The organism is Nostoc sp. DSM 114159 (genome assembly GCF_053470285.1).
This window is the reverse complement of record NZ_JBPFEH010000001.1, coordinates 7,227,499-7,245,715: the sequence shown is the minus strand read 5'-3', so window position 1 is coordinate 7,245,715 and position 18,217 is coordinate 7,227,499. Positions and strand designations below refer to the sequence as shown.

The 18,217-nt window shown below is 42.3% G+C and carries 15 protein-coding genes; 11 read left to right on the top strand and 4 right to left on the bottom strand.

The annotated features are described in order from the left end of the window. The first annotated feature begins 11 nt into the window (after positions 1-11). A complete protein-coding gene (locus tag ACR5KR_RS30765; RefSeq protein ID WP_448269155.1) occupies positions 12-674 on the top strand; it encodes a HEAT repeat domain-containing protein in 663 nt (220 codons plus the stop codon). A gap of 151 nt (positions 675-825) precedes the next feature. Then, the gene (locus tag ACR5KR_RS30760) at positions 826-1,026 is read left to right on the top strand and encodes a hypothetical protein (protein WP_445628964.1); all 201 of its coding nucleotides are present in this window, start codon (positions 826-828) and stop codon (positions 1,024-1,026) included. Between the two features lie 284 nt (positions 1,027-1,310). On the opposite strand, the gene ACR5KR_RS30755 is transcribed toward ACR5KR_RS30760, so the two are convergent. Continuing rightward, positions 1,311-2,135 (bottom strand): pentapeptide repeat-containing protein, encoded by an 825-nt coding sequence (locus ACR5KR_RS30755; protein ID WP_445628963.1) that lies wholly within the window; start codon positions 2,133-2,135, stop codon positions 1,311-1,313. A gap of 115 nt (positions 2,136-2,250) precedes the next feature. Between ACR5KR_RS30755 and ACR5KR_RS30750 the strand changes: the two genes are divergently transcribed. The 5 genes from ACR5KR_RS30750 to ACR5KR_RS30730 all read left to right on the top strand — a co-directional run bounded on the left by ACR5KR_RS30750 (position 2,251) and on the right by ACR5KR_RS30730 (position 7,764). After that, a complete protein-coding gene (locus ACR5KR_RS30750; protein WP_448269154.1) occupies positions 2,251-2,826 on the top strand; it encodes a phycobiliprotein lyase in 576 nt (191 codons plus the stop codon). Positions 2,827-3,082: 256 nt separating this feature from the next. Then, positions 3,083-3,817 (top strand): 15,16-dihydrobiliverdin:ferredoxin oxidoreductase, encoded by a 735-nt coding sequence (locus tag ACR5KR_RS30745; RefSeq protein WP_445628961.1) that lies wholly within the window; start codon positions 3,083-3,085, stop codon positions 3,815-3,817. Between the two features lie 91 nt (positions 3,818-3,908). Continuing rightward, positions 3,909-4,655: a phycoerythrobilin:ferredoxin oxidoreductase gene (locus ACR5KR_RS30740; protein WP_448269153.1), complete on the top strand. Its 747-nt coding sequence runs from the start codon at positions 3,909-3,911 to the stop codon at positions 4,653-4,655. Between the two features lie 283 nt (positions 4,656-4,938). Then, positions 4,939-6,075, top strand: coding sequence for an FHA domain-containing protein (locus ACR5KR_RS30735; RefSeq protein WP_448269152.1), 1,137 nt, complete (start codon positions 4,939-4,941; stop codon positions 6,073-6,075). Positions 6,076-6,498: 423 nt separating this feature from the next. Continuing rightward, on the top strand, positions 6,499-7,764 hold the full coding sequence (locus tag ACR5KR_RS30730) for a M20 family metallopeptidase (RefSeq protein ID WP_448269151.1): 1,266 nt from the start codon (positions 6,499-6,501) through the stop codon (positions 7,762-7,764). 173 nt (positions 7,765-7,937) lie between these two features. On the opposite strand, the gene ACR5KR_RS30725 is transcribed toward ACR5KR_RS30730, so the two are convergent. Next, positions 7,938-9,488 (bottom strand): sensor histidine kinase, encoded by a 1,551-nt coding sequence (locus ACR5KR_RS30725; protein WP_448269150.1) that lies wholly within the window; start codon positions 9,486-9,488, stop codon positions 7,938-7,940. Positions 9,489-9,686: 198 nt separating this feature from the next. Next, on the bottom strand, positions 9,687-11,399 hold the full coding sequence (locus ACR5KR_RS30720) for an ATP-binding protein (protein WP_448269149.1): 1,713 nt from the start codon (positions 11,397-11,399) through the stop codon (positions 9,687-9,689). Between the two features lie 222 nt (positions 11,400-11,621). Between ACR5KR_RS30720 and ACR5KR_RS30715 the strand changes: the two genes are divergently transcribed. The 4 genes from ACR5KR_RS30715 to ACR5KR_RS30700 all read left to right on the top strand — a co-directional run bounded on the left by ACR5KR_RS30715 (position 11,622) and on the right by ACR5KR_RS30700 (position 16,129). Then, positions 11,622-12,440: an SDR family oxidoreductase gene (locus ACR5KR_RS30715; protein WP_445628955.1), complete on the top strand. Its 819-nt coding sequence runs from the start codon at positions 11,622-11,624 to the stop codon at positions 12,438-12,440. Between the two features lie 581 nt (positions 12,441-13,021). Then, positions 13,022-14,950, top strand: coding sequence for a molecular chaperone DnaK (gene dnaK, locus ACR5KR_RS30710; protein ID WP_445628954.1), 1,929 nt, complete (start codon positions 13,022-13,024; stop codon positions 14,948-14,950). A 128-nt stretch (positions 14,951-15,078) separates the two neighbouring features. Further along, positions 15,079-15,780 carry an acetoacetate decarboxylase family protein gene (locus ACR5KR_RS30705; RefSeq protein ID WP_448269148.1) on the top strand — a complete coding sequence of 234 codons (702 nt, stop codon included), beginning with the start codon at positions 15,079-15,081 and terminating at the stop codon, positions 15,778-15,780. Between the two features lie 190 nt (positions 15,781-15,970). Next, the gene (locus ACR5KR_RS30700; protein ID WP_448269147.1) at positions 15,971-16,129 is read left to right on the top strand and encodes a hypothetical protein; all 159 of its coding nucleotides are present in this window, start codon (positions 15,971-15,973) and stop codon (positions 16,127-16,129) included. On the opposite strand, the gene ACR5KR_RS30695 is transcribed toward ACR5KR_RS30700, so the two are convergent. After that, positions 16,126-18,006: an ABC transporter ATP-binding protein gene (locus ACR5KR_RS30695; RefSeq protein ID WP_448269146.1), complete on the bottom strand. Its 1,881-nt coding sequence runs from the start codon at positions 18,004-18,006 to the stop codon at positions 16,126-16,128. The genes ACR5KR_RS30700 and ACR5KR_RS30695 overlap by 4 nt on opposite strands. Positions 18,007-18,217 lie beyond the last annotated feature (211 nt).

Sequence of the window (18,217 nt, the reverse complement as noted above, 5' to 3'; positions counted from 1 at the left end):
CAAATGCACTTATGGAAATCCATAAAATCCAAGCAGAACTAAAGAACCCAGATTTTCACTATCGTTTGAAGGCGATCGCTGCCCTCAATGATTATGAATCAGAAGTTGCAGTTCCTCTGCTCACCAGTAAACTTCATGACTCAGAATTTTTAGTGCGTTCTTTTGTGGCTAGGGGTTTGGGTAATCAACAATCAGCGGAATCTTTTGCAGCTTTGATGCAAATTATGAAATTTGATGATACTCCCAACGTGCGGGCTGAGGCGGCAAATTCGTTGTCGCTATTTGGCAGAGTCGCAGTTTCTCATCTAGTTTTGGCATATTATCAGGATGACCACTGGCTAGTTAGACGGAGCATTTTGGCTGCGATCGCGGAAATGGATTGCCCAGAAGAACTATTTGATATATGCGTTCAGGGTTTAAAAGATGAAGATTTCACTGTTCGGGAATCTTCTGTTGATGGACTTGGCTTACTAGCTAATTCTAGTCAACATGCTGCGGCATTATCCCAAATACTAGCGTTGGTGAATGATGAATCTTGGCGGATGCGCGTGCGAGTTAGCTATGCTCTCAAGCGATTTGATCGACCGGAAGCCAAAGCAGCCTTGAACCAACTCAGACAGGATGAGGATCACCGAGTTGTCGGCGCTGCTTTAGAAGACCTGTTGCCACAATAGCGGTGTGGGTTTGTCTGCAATGCAATATTGTGAGAAAACTTGTTAGATAAATAGTAAATATTTTATTTTACCTTAAATTTGACCAAAATATCCGGTGAATCTGCCAAACTCTGGAAGAAAAGATCAACTTTTTCTAGAAGAGGAGGCATTTGTGACTGATACACAAGCTGGTCAAATGATTTGGCGATTACCAGGTTCCTCAGAATGTGCCTTACATTTGCGGCATAATGCTTCGGAACCTTGGCGATCGTATAAAGAATTTCCCCAATATGTTCTACCCGATCCGCCTGGTTTTTCCGAAGGATACGCGACATTTTTAGCACTCCTGAAAAAGAACTGGCAATTATTATGAAAAGTGCTGAGTTAAAAGTGATGAGTTCTGAGTGCTGAGTTAGGAGTTATTATTTCTCCTCTGCTCCTCTGCTCCTCGGTCACTGAGCGTTGGTCATTGAGCGTAGCCGAAATGAGTCGAAGTGCTGCTCCCCCGGTTACTGAGCACAGTCGAAGTATGCTCCCCTGTCTCCCCTGCCCTCAAAACGATGGAATATTTCTTAATTGGAAGTCCCTAATTCCTACTCACAACTCAGCACGGGCTAAACGCCCCGCTACCGCTAACGTTACTCAGCACTGTATTGGTCAAGCACTCAAACTTTCACGAGTTGTTTTGCGGGTATAGGCATTCCAAACATCGAGTTCTGAATGTGGACGACTGGAAAGCATGGCTTTAGTTGCTTGTGTGAGTCCTTGAGCAAGAGTAAAATCTGCCCCAGCAATACTTTGAAGATGCTCCATCTCTGCATCACTGAGATCGGTTGCTCGCAGGTCTGTATCCCGCAAATCGGCTCCTATCAATCGAGCATTTCGTAAGCAAGCCCCTGTCAAATAAGCTTTTGTCAGATCGGCACCACTCAAAGAAGCACCTTGCAAATTGGCTCCTGTCAAGTCAGCGCCACTCAGATAGGCTCCACGCAGATTAGCACCTTGTAAATCTGCATTTCGTAAAGAAGCTGTATTCAGAAAAGCACCATTGAGATTAGCACCCGGCCCTACCGCTCCCGAAGCTTTGTAGTTGTATTCTTCGGGCCATTTCGTTTGGGAATCATAACGCGCTACTTGGAGTTTGGCTCCCTCCAAATTTGCACCACTGAGATTTGCTTGTTGGAGGTCAGCACGGTTTAAATAGGCTCCCTGCAAATTAGCCCCACTCAAATCGGCTCCTTGCAGATTAGCGCCTCGCAAATCTGCCCCACTCAAATCGAGATTACTTAATACCACCTCACTGAGGTCGGCTCCTAATAGCTTGGCTTTACTCAAGTTAGCTTGTCGGAAATCGACTTCCTTTAGATTAAATTGATACAAATCTATCGAATCCACAGGGGTTCCGGCTTTCAGGGCTGTTAAGATTTCTGGAGTTGGACTGGGGCGAACGCTTGTAATAAGTTGAATTTCACTATTTGTCATCAGCTGATTAAAATATCACTTTTGGAGTTATTCTACACTTTAGCTAAACCGAGACTTCATCTCATCACTTAGTATTAATAACGCCAAAATTTGATCGAACGAGGTTTCAAAACAGATGCATATAATACCGCCTTTGACAATGATCGACTTCTTCCGTAAAAGTGAGGGTACGTGGTTCACGGAACGCGCTGTTCATCATTTTGACTCGGCGGCCGATGAGTCGGGGGAGTCGAATTTGATTATAAAAGTCATGGAAAAGGACGATCCAAAAGTCCAAGAAGTTTGTAAAGCCCAAGGGATAGATCCTAGTAAAGCAACAAGCGGTGCTAGCTTTGCATGGCAGGCTAACTTAGATACCAGACTACTGAATACTGATAATGCTGCGATTTTGGTTGATGTTCCCGACGAAACGAAGCGTTCTGGAAAACTGATTCGCAACCAAGGCTATGTTGAGAGTATTCCAGTTGTGAGCCGATATCGGTTTGCTGATGATGGAGTGCTGACGATTGATACTGACTATGACAACAATCAAGGTCAGGAACGTTGTTGGTTTGTTACGGATGATTTTCGTGTCAGAGTCAGTACAGTACGAATGATGAACGGAATCAACTTAATGACTTATTGTTCCGAGCGTCGCTGTGTTTCCCAAGAAGTCTTGGAGCAAATGATCGGTCGCAATCATGCTAGGTAGAAAGCAGGGGAGCAGGGGAGCAGGGGAGTAGGGGAGTAGGGGAGCAGGGAGCAGGGAGCAGGGAGCAGGGGAGCAGGGAGCAGGAGGAGATGAGGGAGATGAGAGAGAAGAATTGATTAATAACTAATGACCAATGACAAATGACAAATGACCAATGACAAATGTCCCATTAAGGAATGTTGCTTTGTTTCTCATAAATGAGACGTGCACGATCGCCATAACTTATTTTCATGCAAGGGTTAACAAATCATGCTCCATGTATAAGCCTTTCCTGGAATTTTTAGAAAAAGAGCTATTTCAGCGGTTTGATTTACAAAGTAGGGTCATTCCCCCTGGTTTGGAATTCAAAGTTAGCGATCGCGGCAGAAACCCAGCAACTATTCGCAGTTGGTGTTACCAATCTCAAGAGTTGCGGAAAATTCGCTATACCTACATTGATGCTGGAGAAAGCGCTCAAATTTTTAACAGCGTAATTTATCCCAGTCACCATTACGATTTACCTCTGTTAGGGATTGATTTTTTATCTTTTGGAAAAGTCAAAAATCTGATTGTGCTTGATTTCCAGCCTTTATTTCAGGATGAAGATTATCAAAAAAAATATATATTTCCGCTAAAATCTCTCCACGATCGATACCCGGATTTGGCACAAAACTTAGAAATGAAGTTTTACGATGCCAACCAGTATTTTTCTAAATATCTATTGTTTGCCAAAACCGACCCGGAAACAGTGGCAACACGAGTCTTTGAAGCTTTTCAGGATTATTTAAACTTGTATTGGCAAATGTTAGCAGATGCCAAACCGCTCCAAGAAAGAGAAGATATCCAACGGATTGTCAAAGCCCAAAAAGACTATGACCAATATAGTGCAGACCGCGATCCAGCATCTGGTTTGTTTAGCAGTTACTTTGGTCATGAATGGGCAGAACGCTTTCTCCATGAATTCTTATTTGAAGATGCTGTTCCCTTAGCAGTCGGTGTCGGCAAAAGATGAGGGCAGGAGGCAGGAGGCAGAAGTTATTTAATTATTAATTTTGAATACTTCGACAAGCTCAGTACAAGTTTTGAATTCGGAGCGAAGCAACGTGACACTCTATCAGCCATTTCTTGATTATGCGATCGCTTATATGCGATCGCGTTTGGATTTACAGCCCTATCCTATCCCCACTGGATTTGAGTCCAAGAGTGCTGTTGTGGGCAAGGGAAAGAATCAAGAAGAGGTTGTCACCACTAGTTATGCCTTTCAAACTTCAAAATTGCGGCAAATTCGGGCAGCTCACGTGCAGGGTGGCAATTCGCTGCAAGTGCTGAATTTTGTGATTTTTCCCCGCCTCAACTACGATTTGCCCTTTTTTGGGGCAGATTTGGTGACATTGCCAGGAGGACATCTAATTGCTTTGGATATGCAGCCGCTATTTCGGGACGATCGAGCATATCAAGCGAAGTATACTGAACCAATTCTGCCGATTTTCCACACCCACCAGCAACATTTGTCTTGGGGAGGAGATTTTCCCGAAGAAGCACAGCCTTTTTTCTCTCCCGCTTTTCTGTGGACTCGTCCTCAAGAAACGGGTGTAGTAGAAACTCAGGTGTTTGCTGCTTTCAAAGACTATTTGAAAGCTTATCTCGATTTTGTAGAGCAGGCAGAACCCATAACAGATTCCCAAAGTTTAGTAGCCATTGAGCAAGCTCAACTGCGATACCTCCGATATCGAGCTGAAAAAGACCCAGCGCGAGGAATGTTTAAACGCTTCTATGGTGCCGAATGGACTGAGGAGTATATTCACGGATTTTTATTTGACCTAGAGAGAAAATTAACAGCCATCAATTAGATACTCTTTGACCTTTGACTTCCGCCTTTAAATATTAGTAAACCTTAACCTAAGCCTATTGATTAGACATCTGGTGAAATTAAATATGCGTTACCTGAAATCCTTGTAGAGACTTAGCAGTGCTATGTCTCTATATTCTTTTTCGGAGATATATTCTATTGATATGGTTAAAAAAATTGATATAAATATGGATTAAAAAAAATTGCTGATTTTTACGCAGCTACATCCGAAATCAGAAAGTTGAGAGTTGTAGTTAGCTGTGAAGATTTACAGGGTTAAAGCAATGACAACACTCATGCCACAATGGAAATTTACTCTTCAACATGACGATGCAGGCAAACAACAAACTTGGCAATTTTCTGAACAACAGCCAACCAAAAATCCTGACACTATCCGCATCGGTCGCGATCCTCTGAAATGCGATGTAGTTCTTCAAGATAATACTGTATCATCTCTCCACGTCGAAATTTTTTTTAATCAACAGGAAAATCGCATTTTTATTAGGAATTTGCGAGGACTGCAAAATCTTCCCCTTGTAGACGGAGTACTATTGTATCCCGACAAAGAATTTTCTTTATACAATAACAGCATTATTTGTTTAGGAAAACAAAAACTCAAAGTTACTGATATTTCCATATTTGGAGTTAGCAACCTTGACGCAACTAATTTAAATTTTTCACCTAAGCCAGATAGTAAAGAAAATTCTAGTAAAAATACAAGTAATAACAAAAATTTTTGGAAAGAACCAACAGGAATAGCAACAATGATAACTTCAGTATTTACTCTTGGGGGAGTTATTATAACTTCAGTATTTACTCTGAGTGGAGTTCATCTTACTCAATATACAGAAAGAGAAAAGATAAAATTTGAACAGCAAAAAACACAGTATCAGGTAAAAGCCGACCAAGATAAATTGATGCAGGAGCTACTATCCAAAAAACAAGAAAAGGCTGAAGAAAGATTTTATCAACATAAGGCTGAAGTTTTAAATATGGAAAAAAATGAAACCAAAAGTAAGCAAATTCGATTGAAAAATAATTGTGATAAATTTATTAATATAGCCGTTAATTTCACCGCTTTAAATGATATAGAGGAAACTAGGGGTTGGAATGTAATTTCTCCAGGAGGAACTATAAGCCCTAGTTATTTTGCCCGGAGTGGAACTATATTTATACATGCTGAGGCTATAGACAGCAACAATAAAAAGTATGAATGGGAAGGAGAAAGTTACCGCGAAAAGAACACCATAGAGGCTCATTTTGATTATATTGCTGACGATCTTTCTATTTTGATCTCAGGAGATAAGGAACGGAAATTAAAGAAATTTGAAGCGAAGAAATTTTATGAAGTAAACTTTGAGCAAAATGGGATTACAACTAAAACATTTACTTGTAATGGAGATAGTTTACAGTTAAACTAATGAAATTTGATTTTTTTGAAGTAGCCCTATATAAGAATCAGATTTGATTTTTGAAAAAGCGACCTCCTTGGGAAGGAAAGAGGTAATTAATATTTGCCGATGTCTACCTTAAGAAGTCAATTCATCAATCAAATAAGAGTCCTATATCCTGTTTATAAGTTCGAGCTACTGGCTAGCTAATCTTATATTTATCTTGAAAATAGGGAATTGTGGCTAGTAGTTACTTTATATTCATCCAACTCCTAAAAAATAAGGCAGGAGGCAAAAGGCAGGTGGTCACTGAGCGTAGCCGAAGTGAGGCAGAAGGGAAGAGGATTTAACTTGTTTATTTCGCCCTTCCCGCAACTTCGCCTTTGTTAGAGACTCACGTTAAACTGAGAAAATAATCTAAGTTAGCTGTACTTAAACTAGTTTGTCTTCATAATGGTTTCCACTTTTCCCAATCCTTCTTCTGTCGATCTATCTCGCATCCGACTTTCTATCCGCTCATTGCAACCGCAATTAGTAGAGTGGCGGCGGCGATTACATCAACAACCAGAGTTGGGTTTTCAAGAAAAACTGACTGCTGAGTTTGTATCACAAAAGCTGCAAGAATGGGGAATTGAGCATCAAACTGGCATTGCCCACACTGGCATTGTTGCTACCATCAAAGGCAACAAACTTTCTGACTCCCATTCGGCTACGCTCACGGCAAGCCGACTTCCGACTCCCCAAGTTTTAGCGATTCGCGCGGATATGGATGCTTTGCCAATCCAAGAACTCAACGAAGTGCCGTACAAATCGCAGCATGATGGAGTGATGCACGCTTGTGGACATGATGGACATACAGCGATCGCTTTAGGTACAGCTTATTATCTCCAACAGCATCGCCAAGATTTCTCTGGCGTTGTGAAAATTATCTTTCAGCCAGCGGAAGAATCACCAGGAGGCGCAAAGCCAATGATTGAAGCTGGAGTTTTGAAAAACCCTGATGTTGAAGCAATTATTGGTTTGCACTTGTGGAATAATTTGCCTTTAGGAACAGTGGGTGTGCGCGCTGGCGCATTGATGGCAGCTGTAGAGTGCTTTAACTGCACAATTTTGGGTAAAGGTGGACACGGCGCACTACCCCATCAAACTGTTGACTCCGTTGTTGTTGCTGCCCAAATTGTCAATGCTTTACAAACCATTGTCGCTCGGAATGTTAATCCCATTGATTCAGCAGTAGTGACAGTGGGAGAACTTCACGCTGGAACCAAACGTAATGTAATTGCTGATACAGCAAGAATGAGTGCTACTGTCAGGTATTTTAATCCTAGTTTGAAAGGCTTTTTTAACCAGCGTGTCGAGCAGATTATTGCTGGAATTTGTCAAAGTCATGGTGCAAATTATGATTTAGAATATTGGTCACTTTATCCACCAGTAATTAATGATATTAAAGTAGCAGAACTAGTCCGCTCTGTAGCAGAAGAAGTGGTAGAAACTCCTGTGGGTATTGTGCCAGAATGTCAAACTATGGCTGCTGAAGATATGTCATTTTTCTTAGAAGAGGTTCCTGGTTGTTATTTCTTTCTGGGTTCTGCTAATCCTACGAAAGACTTAGCATATCCCCATCATCATCCCCGGTTTGATTTTGACGAAACCGCCTTGGCAATGGGTGTGGAAATATTTGTTAGATGTGTGGAAAAGTACTTTGTTTCATGTCATTAGTCATTAGTCATTTGTCACTTGTACTGAGTTTCGACTGCGCTCAACTACCGCGAAGCCGTTGGCGCAGCCTCTCCAAGAGTTGTATTAGTCATTTATCCGTTATAGTCACAAATGACAAATGACCAAGGACAAATGACAAAATTTTCACAATCTCATTTAGGATGGCTATATCTCTAATTCGTGACTATCGATTTCTGTTTATTGTTAACTTCTAAAGGCAAGAAAATCGTCATCACTTCCCCATAATGTGGACGCTGGCGCACAATTAGTTTGCCACCGATCGCCTGAAACAAATGCTTGGTTGCAGCGATATTCAAACTAATCGTACCTGTTTCTGGTTGAAACATCAGCAGTTGACCTAAAGCTTTGCGAATTGGTGGCGTTGCAGGTATGGTGGCTTTATTTGAATCTTTGCACCTCAATTGTGGCGATAACTGTAACTTCAGTTGATCTCCTGCGGGGATAACTTGTACTTGAATATGGCTGCCAGCAGGTAAGTTGCGAGTAAAATTTTCCATCAAACCAGTGAGAACCCGATCCAGCATGGTGGGATTGCTCACTACTGTTGGTAGTTGTTGGGGTAAAACAACATTCAAAGTTAAATTCCGCCGATGTGCTGCTTGTTCCCAACGGGGAATGCTCTGCTGCAACACTTGATCTAAAGACATCGGTGTGAGTTGAGTTTTTGACGATTTTGCTGAGGCAGTAGTTTCTAGTTCTGCGGCCTTAAACAGCAATTCCATACGGTCAATTTGCTCGGTACACTCGTGATCGATAATTTTTAAGCGATTGATCGCGCTAGCATCTAAATCTCGCCGCTTCAACAGCAGACGAGTCATGGTGCGAATAGTTGTTAAAGGTGTGCGGACTTCGTGAGCAAAAGCTTGGAGCAATTCTACATCAGGATTTGAGGATTGGACATTCGGCATCGCTTCGGCTTTGCTCAGAGTAAGTGAACATTGAGGATTGGAGAAAACTCTTCTCCCCTGCTCCTCTGCTCCTCTGCTCCCACTTCGGCTACGCTCAGTGACCACCTGCTCCCCTGCTTCTTCCCCAGTCCCTAGTAAACAGTCTTTAGTCTCTTCTGGTTCTGTTAATTCCTGAAGCAATAACTGACTAAAGTGAATCATCATGCGGTAGTCTGGTGCTACCGGAGAATACTGTTCTACTAATGCGTCCAAGCGCCCGAAAAATTCTGGATTAGCCAGCATTACCCGTGCCCCTAGCGATCGCCAAGCCTGCTGCACTATCTCTGGCTCAAAAGAAAATGAAAAGGTTTTTTTACCGTTTTTGTGGGTTGTTAAAACTAGTACTAATCTAAATTTATCTGTAAAAACCAAGCAAAACTGTTCTGCTGCGAGCGGATCGGCAGGTAGTAAAGGAAGTACCGATTCATTGAGAGCAATTTCTTCATTGACAGACGCAATTGCACCTGGCATCTGAAATGGCATCAGCGCCAAAGGGTTAAATGGTTTTGCTGTAAAAGTTACTGTTTGTAAACTTTGAGTTAATTTTGGTTGACTAAACAAGGGTGCTGGTGCAGCTAAAACTAATCCTTGGGTTGTGTCAACTGAAGGGTCTGCTAAAGTATTTAATAGCAAATGTTCTGTCGCTGCGAGGCTGATACGCCACTGCTGCTCTGCTTTAGCAGGTGAACATTCTGCCACACTTGATTGATTTTGGGCCAAGATTTCGCTCAGGCTTGGCAATATCCATTGGTACACAGGCTTTCACCCCTTAATTCAAGAGCGACTAACAGCGTCTAGGTTAGACATTTCACTACTATCTAAGAGGTTATAGCTATTTGTATACTGATGGCAGTGGTAGAACCGAACAATTCAGGGGCAATTACCCTCTAACTGCGATGTCTATGACGGGCTATGCTTACGCACTTAGAGGCTGAAAAACATTGGCACTGACTTTTACCGATAGGTGTGGCGATCGCAAATTGATGATTGTGCTGGTTTCCCTACTCGAATTGGGATTGTAATTACAAACTCTGCACCTTGTCCCGGTGATGAAATACATTGCAAAGATCCACCATGCTTGTCAGTAATTATCTGGTAACTTATTGATAAACCCATACCAGTCCCCCTCCCAACTGGTTTCGTTGTAAAAAAAGGATCAAATAAACGCGACTGGATTTCTTCTGGAATTCCTACTCCATTATCAGCAATCCGAATAATTACATTTTCATTTACCTGTTCAGACGAAATGCAAATCAAGGGATTTGGACAAAGTTCTTTTGGGAAACAATCTTCTAAGGCATCAATTGCATTTGTTAAGATGTTCATAAATACCTGATTCATTTGCCCTGCAAAACACTGGATTTGAGGTATTTCACCATATTCTTTAACCACTTGAATTTCAGGGCGATTATTTTGTGCCTTGAGTCGGTGTTGTAAAATTAACAGAGTACTGTCGATTCCTTCATGCAGATCGGCCGTTTTGAACTCAGCTTCATCCAAACGAGAGAAAATTCGGAGACTGAGAACAATTTCCCGAATGCGTTTAGCCCCCATCTTCATTGAGGTTAACATTTTAGGCAAATCTTCTGTTAGGTACTCAATATCTGCTTCTTCGTTAGCATTTTTGATTTCTGGCTCTGGGTTAGGATAGTGATTTTGATAAAGCTTAATTAACAGCAGCAACTGTTGAGTGTAATCATCAGTGTGTTGCAAGTTGCCGTAGATAAAATTAACTGGATTGTTGATTTCATGGGCAACTCCCGCCACTAGTTGACCCAGACTCGACATTTTTTCCGATTGAATTAATTGAATTTGGGTTTTTTTCAGGTCTTTGAGAACTTGCTGAAGTTCTGCTTCTGTCTGTAAGCGCTCCCTAATTTCGTCTCGTAATTGTTCGTTAGCATTGACCAACTCATCTCTAGAATATTGGAGATCGTCTGCCATTTTGTTGAACGAGGTAGCTAACTCGCCAATCTCATCCTGGGAGCGAATATTAACTCTGGTATCCAGCTTACCTTTAGCCAGATTCATCACAGCTTCCTGAAGTTGCTTAATCGGTTTTGAGATGCTTCTGGAGAGCAGATAACCTACTACTAGTGCAGAGATGCCACATCCCAAACTAATAAACGACGTGACAACAATATTTTTATAGGCTGTTACTAGTGCTGCTTTATAAAGTGGTGTATATTCCAAAATTACTGCACCCATTGTTTCACCATTGCTAGTTTTAAAAGGAACGGCAATCAATTGAATTCCATTTGGGTATTCAGGACTGGACTCAATATAAGTTCTGGGTACACCATCATGAATAGTTTTACCAACTTCATTATTGCGATCGTGGTCTAATCGCGTACCGATATCTTCCGTAACTACATCTGCCAGAATGATTTTATTGCGGTCTACAATCTCCAAATCGCGCTGACGTTGCTTGTGTAGCGATTGAACATGCTCTTGCAGTTGGGCTAGCATCCGATCTTGCGATCGCATTTTGTGGTTTTCAAGCTCATGGCTGACGAAATATCCCAGTAGTCCAGCAACTTCTTCGGCCTCTTGTTGAGCAAGATATTTAGCTATATTCAATTGTTGATTAGCACTAATCGCACCAATTATTCCTGAGAGAATAGCCATTCCTAGAATACCTAAAATTAATTTTTGACTAATTTTCATTGCTTGCTCAAAACCTCAAGTGCTGACTACTGTGCTAATTCAGTTCTAGGGAATTTGCCCTTTTCCTAAAATTCCCACTTATCAACCTGAAAGCGACAGAGTCAATAACCATTAGCAAAATCTTCAATCTCGTTCTATTTTGGCGATGTGGTTAGGCGTAGCTCATCGTAGACATCGCATTTTTTTTAGTAGATTAACAATAGACTATCTCAAGGGCACTTTATGACTTCTTTTGATTCAGCTAAAGATTTGGTACTAGTTGCTGGTGCTACAGGTGGAGTCGGGCAATTAGTAGTAGGCAAGTTACTCGAAAAGGGTTTAAAAGTTCGCGTTCTGACACGCAATGCTGCAAAAGCTGAAGAGATGTTTAACCAAAAAGTGGAAATTGCCGTTGGTGACATCCGTCAGCCAGCTACACTGCCAGCAGCAATGCCAGGTGTTACCCACATCATAAATTGTACCGGAACCACTGCCTTTCCCTCTGCGCGATGGGAGTTTGACGAAACCCCGAACTTGATTGAATGGGGAATTATTTTCTTTAATCCCAAATCTAGTGAAGCAAAAGCAAAGAATAGTCCGACAAAGATTGATGCTCAAGGTGTCAGCAATCTAGTAACAGCAGCACCCCAGAATTTGAAGCGATTCGTTTTCATCTCTTCTTGTGGAATTCTCCGTAAAAATCAGTTTCCTTTTAGTATTCTTAATAGTTTTGGCGTGTTGGATGCCAAACAAAAAGGCGAAGAGTCCATTATTAATTCAGGATTACCCTACACCATTATCCGCCCAGGACGCCTTATTGACGGCCCCTATACCTCATACGACCTCAACACCCTCCTGAAGGCAAAAACTGGGGGTAAATACGGTGTGGTCATAGGCACTGGTGATACGCTTTCGGGTGATGCCAGCCGGATTGACGTTGCAAACGCTTGTGTAGAATGCCTTTTTCAGCCAAATAGCTCTAGGAAAATTTTTGAAATAGTCAACCAAGGACAAAGACCACCTGTGATTGACTGGGAAACTCTTTTTTCTGAGATTGAGTAACTACTGAGTGATTAGTGCTGAGTGCTGAGTGATGAGTGATGAGTGATGAGTGCTGAGTGCTGAGTTAGGAGTTATTATTTCTCCCCTGCTCCCACTTCGGCTACGCTCAGCGATCACCTGCTCCCCCGGTTACTGAGCGCAGTCGAAGTATGCTCCCCTGCTCCCCTGCCCCTCTGCCTCTTTTCAATGCCCCATACCCAATCCCCAACCCTTACTGCTTCTATAGTTTATTGCCTCAAAAGACGGCAAACACCACTCGGACGTTACGGTTCACCCTAATTACTGAAAGTATTAATTCTTCTACATTAGACAGAGTGAAGACAAATTAATCCATGAACCAACTAAAAACAAAATTTAGTTAGTTTAACCGTCCCAAGCAAGGTTCGGGAAACCACCCTTCATGGACTGGCTACCACTAAGCTTCAGTATATATATCAGCATAGTCTGGAGTTTTAACCCCAGGAAAGCCAAATTAAAGGTATTCATGCTGAACTGGCTGATTTCTTGACCCTGTTGGTTCAAAATTTAGTGCTTTATATTCTCATTCATTCATTTGTAGTTATACGGAGCCAGCACCTAAAATGGCAAAAGTAGTTGGAATTGACTTAGGAACAACGAACTCCTGCGTAGCAGTGATGGAAGGTGGTAAACCCACAGTAATTGCTAATGCTGAAGGTTTTCGGACAACGCCATCAGTAGTTGCGTTTGCGAAAAATGGCGATCGCTTGGTTGGTCAAATCGCCAAACGTCAAGCGGTAATGAACCCCGAAAACACGTTTTACTCTGTCAAGCGCTTTATTGGACGCCGCTTTGACGAAGTTACAAAGGAGACTACTGAAGTTTCTTATAAAGTCCTGAGTAGCGGCGGCAATGTCAAGCTAGACTCTCCAGGCGCTGGTAAGCAATTTGCTCCAGAAGAAATTTCTGCACAAGTTCTCCGCAAACTGGTTGAAGATGCCAGCAAATACCTGGGTGAAACTGTAACCCAAGCTGTCATCACTGTTCCTGCATACTTCAATGACTCGCAACGGCAAGCAACAAAAGACGCAGGGAAAATTGCCGGGATTGAAGTTCTGCGGATTATCAACGAGCCTACCGCTGCTTCTCTGGCTTATGGATTTGACAAGAAGAGTAACGAAACCATCCTAGTATTTGACCTTGGTGGTGGTACTTTCGACGTATCCGTGCTGGAAGTAGGAGACGGAGTTTTTGAAGTACTAGCTACATCTGGTGATACCCACCTTGGTGGTGACGACTTTGACAAAAAAATAGTTGATTTCTTAGCTGAGAAGTTCAAGAAAGCCGAAGGTATTGACCTGCGGAAAGACAAGCAAGCTTTACAACGTCTAACGGAAGCCGCAGAAAAAGCGAAAATTGAGCTTTCTAGTGTCAGCCAAGCAGAAATTAACCTACCATTTATCACCGCTACCCAGGATGGGCCCAAGCATCTGGATACAACCCTGACTCGCGCTCAGTTTGAAGAACTTTGTTCTGACTTAATCGACCGTTGCCGTATTCCTGTGGAAAACGCCCTTCGGGATGCCAAGTTAAACAAAGGCGATATTGATGAAGTGGTGTTAGTTGGTGGTTCTACGCGGATTCCCGCAGTCCAACAGATTGTGAAGCAGGTATTGGGTAAAGACCCCAATCAAAGCGTGAACCCTGATGAAGTTGTAGCAGTTGGTGCAGCCATTCAAGCCGGAGTACTGGCTGGTGATGTAACTGGCATCTTGTTGTTAGACGTGACACCCCTATCTTTGGGTGTGGAAACATTGGGTGGCGTGATGACCAAAATTATCCCCCGCAACACCACAATTCCCACCAAGAAATCGGAAGTCTTCTCCACTGCTGTGGATGGACAAACCAACGTAGAAATTCACGTCCTCCAAGGTGAACGCGAATTCTCTAACGATAACAAGAGTTTGGGAACCTTCCGCCTTGATGGTATTCCTCCTGCACCACGTGGCGTTCCTCAAATTGAAGTGGTGTTCGATATTGACGCTAACGGTATCCTTAACGTCACCGCTAAGGACAAAGGTACTGGTAAAGAACAGTCCATCAGCATAACTGGCGCTTCCACCCTGGATAAAAATGACGTTGACCGCATGGTAAGAGAAGCTGAACAAAATGCTTCATCTGACAAAGAACGGCGTGAGAAGATTGAACGCAAGAACCAAGCCGACTCCTTAGCATACCAAGCTGAAAAGCAGTTACAAGAATTGGGCGATAAAGTTCCCGATGCTGACAAGACTAAAGTCGAAGGTTTGGTGAAAGAATTGCGCGAAGCAGTTGCTAAAGAAGACGATGAGCAAATCAAAAAGCTCACCCCAGAATTGCAACAAGCGTTATTCGCTGTTGGTAGCAACATCTATCAACAAGCTGGTGCTAGTGCCAGTGCTGGCGCTGGTGCCGGTGCTACATCTGGTGGCGAACCTCAAGATAGTAGCAGTTCCTCTAGTTCTAGTAACGGCGACGATGTGATTGACGCTGATTTTACAGAGAGCAAATAATTCCTCTACTTTCTTTTGAGAAGATTGTTTTGTTCGACCTCATATTACCCATTCAGGCAAATGCCTGGGTGGGGATTTTTTTTAAGGAGTTAGAGGTTAGGAATTATATAAAGTTGGGTTAATCTCTTATGCCATATCCACAAGCACCTTGGATACTCCAAGGTTATGCCATCCAAACTCTGCATTTGGTAAATATTGACCAAGTGCGCCCTTTAATTCCCTTAGAGTTAGAAATTATTTCTGTATGGCCTGGTAAAACCCTTGGTAGCGTGTATTTATCTAATTACGGGTCAGGCTCAGTACTGGAGTATAGTGAGTTAATTGTTGTCCCAGCTTTGATTAATTACCAAAAGAAAATCGGCGCTTGGGTTTCCCACATTTATGTAGATAATGCTGATTCGGTGGCTGGCGGTCGAGAAATTTGGGGGCTACCAAAGGAATTAGCTAAGTTTACCTGGGAACAAGGAAAGTATGTTACTGTACATCAGGAAAATCGGAAGCTGTGTAGTCTTAACTATAATCAACAAAGCTTGGTATGGAGACAGTGGTTAAGTGCCTCTGCTTTCAGCACCAAGGATAGTGATTTACTGATATTCCCTGCTGAAGTTGAGTCTGTGTTGGGTTTGATTGGTTCTAAGTTAGAAATCCCCGCCGAAAGTCCTTTTTTTGGAATAGGTTTAGGTCAACCTTGTTTAACTGTGCGTTGTGAACAGATGAGTTTGCGGGTCGATGCGCCAAGAGTGGTAGGTCAGATGGGTATGAATACTTCTCGGTTAGGCATTTTTAATTCGGAATCGGGTTTTGGGAAAAGGGAAAAGGGTAAGGGTTAAAGGTTTTTTCTTTCCTTTTTCTCTGAGCTTTTTACACTTAACCGAAATGGATTCTTAATAAAATTTAGTAATAGCAACGACCTATTTATACCAATTCAATTAATGATTGCAACATATCCTTGGTTGAAGACGCGATGAATCAGACGCGATGAATCAGACGCGATGAATCAGACGCGATGAATCAGACGCGATGAATCGCGTCTCTACAAATGATCTATTTGTCGCATTCTTTTTTCAAATTGGTATTGTTTTGTGCGATCGCACTTTCAATAACAGTATCATTTTAGGCAATGCCTGCGGCGAACGTAGCGATCGCTCTTTTCCACTTTGGGATTATAAAATATCCTAACTTCCCAACATTTGTAAGTTATGTAAAGTGGCATAAAGCCCTCCTTGTTGCAGTAGTTGCTCGTGACTTCCCTGTTCGATTAATTCGCCACGCTTGAGAACAAAAATCCGGTCTACGTTGCGAATCGTAGACAAGCGGTGAGCGATAATAATGGCAGTACGTCTATGCAAAAGCTGGTTTAATGCCTCTTGAACTGAAGCTTCTGTACCAACATCCAAACTAGCGGTAGCCTCATCTAGTACCAAAATTTGGGGATTGCGAATGGCAGCCCGCGCAAAGGCTAAAAGTTGCTTTTGACCACTAGAAATATTTGTGCCCCGTTCTCGAAGTTGAGTATCATAACCTTGGGGTAATTCTTCTATAAACTGGGCAATGTTGGTTTCTTCGGCTGCTTGTTGAATCTGCTCAATGGTGTAGCCATCTCCTAAAGAGATGTTGCTTTTAACATCGCCAGCAAACAAAAAGCCTTCTTGTAAAATTACTGCCATGTAACGCCGCAGTTCTGCTTGGGGTACTTCCCGAATATCTACCCCATCTATGAGAATGCGTCCTTGGGTGGGTTCGTAAAGGCGGCACAAAAGACGGATAATCGAAGTTTTACCCGCACCTGTAGGGCCGACTAATGCCACTTTTTCACCAGGATGAATGGTAAAATCTAAGTCTTTAATTACGTAATCATCATTTTTATAAGCAAACCAGACACGATCGAAGCGAATCTCTCCCAGTTCTGGGGGGGAAGTGAGGTCTGGGGATTCTAGATTAGCTACGATCTCATCTATGTAGCCAAATTTCGCATCAAATATTGAGAAGCGGACATTGGCGCGATCGCGAATTTCTATCGGTTCATCTAATATATCGCCTACGCGTTCAATGGCAGTGAAACCAGCTTGAATTACTGTAAATTTTTCCGCAAAAGCCCTTAAAGGGTCAAATAATCGCTGGGCATACAATACAAATGTCGATAAAGTCCCAAAAGTCAAGTTTTTTCCCAACAGCAACCACCCACCCACGCACAAAACACTTGCGATCGCAATCAGTCCAATCCATTCTAAGGTTGCTGAAACAAATGAATCATAAAAGATGGTTTTATCCATTTGCTGAATGTAGTTGCTGTTTGTCGCACGAAACAATTCGGCATTAAATTTTTCTCTACGGAACAACTGCACGACGTTAATCCCAAGCACATTTTCTTGTAGCTGTGAATTCATGATCGAAAGTTCTTCTCGCCCTTTGTAATTGGCTTTGCGGTACTGTTTTTGAATGTAAACAATTACCCAGCTAGTTGGTAACAGCATCAATATTAGCAAGCAAGAAAGTTGCCACTGGATGGAAAACATTAAACCCAAAGTCACCAGCATTAAAAACAAATCGCATATGATGCCAACTGCTCCAGTCGAAAAGACATCGCCTAACACTTCCACATCGCTGGTGATTCTGGTAATTAATTTACCTACGGGTGTGCGGTCAAAAAAGCGCACTGCTAGAGATGTTACATGCTGAAATAAGTCTTGGCGAATTGCGGCGGTGATTTGTTGCCCTAGCTTTTGGACTATATAACCTTGAAAACCTGTCAACAGCAATTGGATGCCGATCGCAATTACCAATAATCCCTCTAGGATATTCAGCCCTTGCGAGAAGGGACGATTCCGAAAAAATTCGTAAGTGCTGGGTTCATGACGAATCAGGGAGATTACTTGCCCAATCAAGAAAGGTTGTAAGGCATTAGCTAGTGCGAGCGGTACGAGTAGGCACATCGACAGCGCTAATAGCCGTCCGTTACGACGGGCATAAGGCACCAAACGCAAAAATAACCGCCAGTCATTTTCACGCCGACGATCTGGTGTATAAGATTTTTTCAGAGATTGGTAGATGCTCATAGTAAGAGCATTATATTAATGTTTGGAAAAAAACACGCTTGTTTAAAGTAGCGTTTATCTTCCTACTCTGATACCATGCCTGAGATAGAAACCGCAAGACTACTACTAAGACTCGATATTCCTCAAGATTTGGACGATCCCCTTTACATTTTGCAATCTTAAAAATATCAGTCTTCTACCCAGAAATGTTGCCACTGTTTAATTTAATTTG

Excerpts from the sequence above, each read along its gene's own strand:
- ACR5KR_RS30735 (WP_448269152.1), top strand. The coding sequence starts at position 4,939 with ATGACAACACTCATGCCACAATGGAAATTTACTCTTCAACATGACGAT.
- ACR5KR_RS30755 (WP_445628963.1), bottom strand. The coding sequence starts at position 2,135 with ATGACAAATAGTGAAATTCAACTTATTACAAGCGTTCGCCCCAGTCCA.
- ACR5KR_RS30730 (WP_448269151.1), top strand. The coding sequence starts at position 6,499 with ATGGTTTCCACTTTTCCCAATCCTTCTTCTGTCGATCTATCTCGCATC.
- ACR5KR_RS30765 (WP_448269155.1), top strand. The coding sequence starts at position 12 with ATGGAAATCCATAAAATCCAAGCAGAACTAAAGAACCCAGATTTTCAC.
- dnaK (WP_445628954.1), top strand. The coding sequence starts at position 13,022 with ATGGCAAAAGTAGTTGGAATTGACTTAGGAACAACGAACTCCTGCGTA.
- ACR5KR_RS30745 (WP_445628961.1), top strand. The coding sequence starts at position 3,083 with ATGTATAAGCCTTTCCTGGAATTTTTAGAAAAAGAGCTATTTCAGCGG.
- ACR5KR_RS30705 (WP_448269148.1), top strand. The coding sequence starts at position 15,079 with ATGCCATATCCACAAGCACCTTGGATACTCCAAGGTTATGCCATCCAA.
- ACR5KR_RS30720 (WP_448269149.1), bottom strand. The coding sequence starts at position 11,399 with ATGAAAATTAGTCAAAAATTAATTTTAGGTATTCTAGGAATGGCTATT.
- ACR5KR_RS30750 (WP_448269154.1), top strand. The coding sequence starts at position 2,251 with ATGCATATAATACCGCCTTTGACAATGATCGACTTCTTCCGTAAAAGT.
- ACR5KR_RS30700 (WP_448269147.1), top strand. The coding sequence starts at position 15,971 with ATGAATCGCGTCTCTACAAATGATCTATTTGTCGCATTCTTTTTTCAA.
- ACR5KR_RS30695 (WP_448269146.1), bottom strand. The coding sequence starts at position 18,006 with ATGAGCATCTACCAATCTCTGAAAAAATCTTATACACCAGATCGTCGG.
- ACR5KR_RS30715 (WP_445628955.1), top strand. The coding sequence starts at position 11,622 with ATGACTTCTTTTGATTCAGCTAAAGATTTGGTACTAGTTGCTGGTGCT.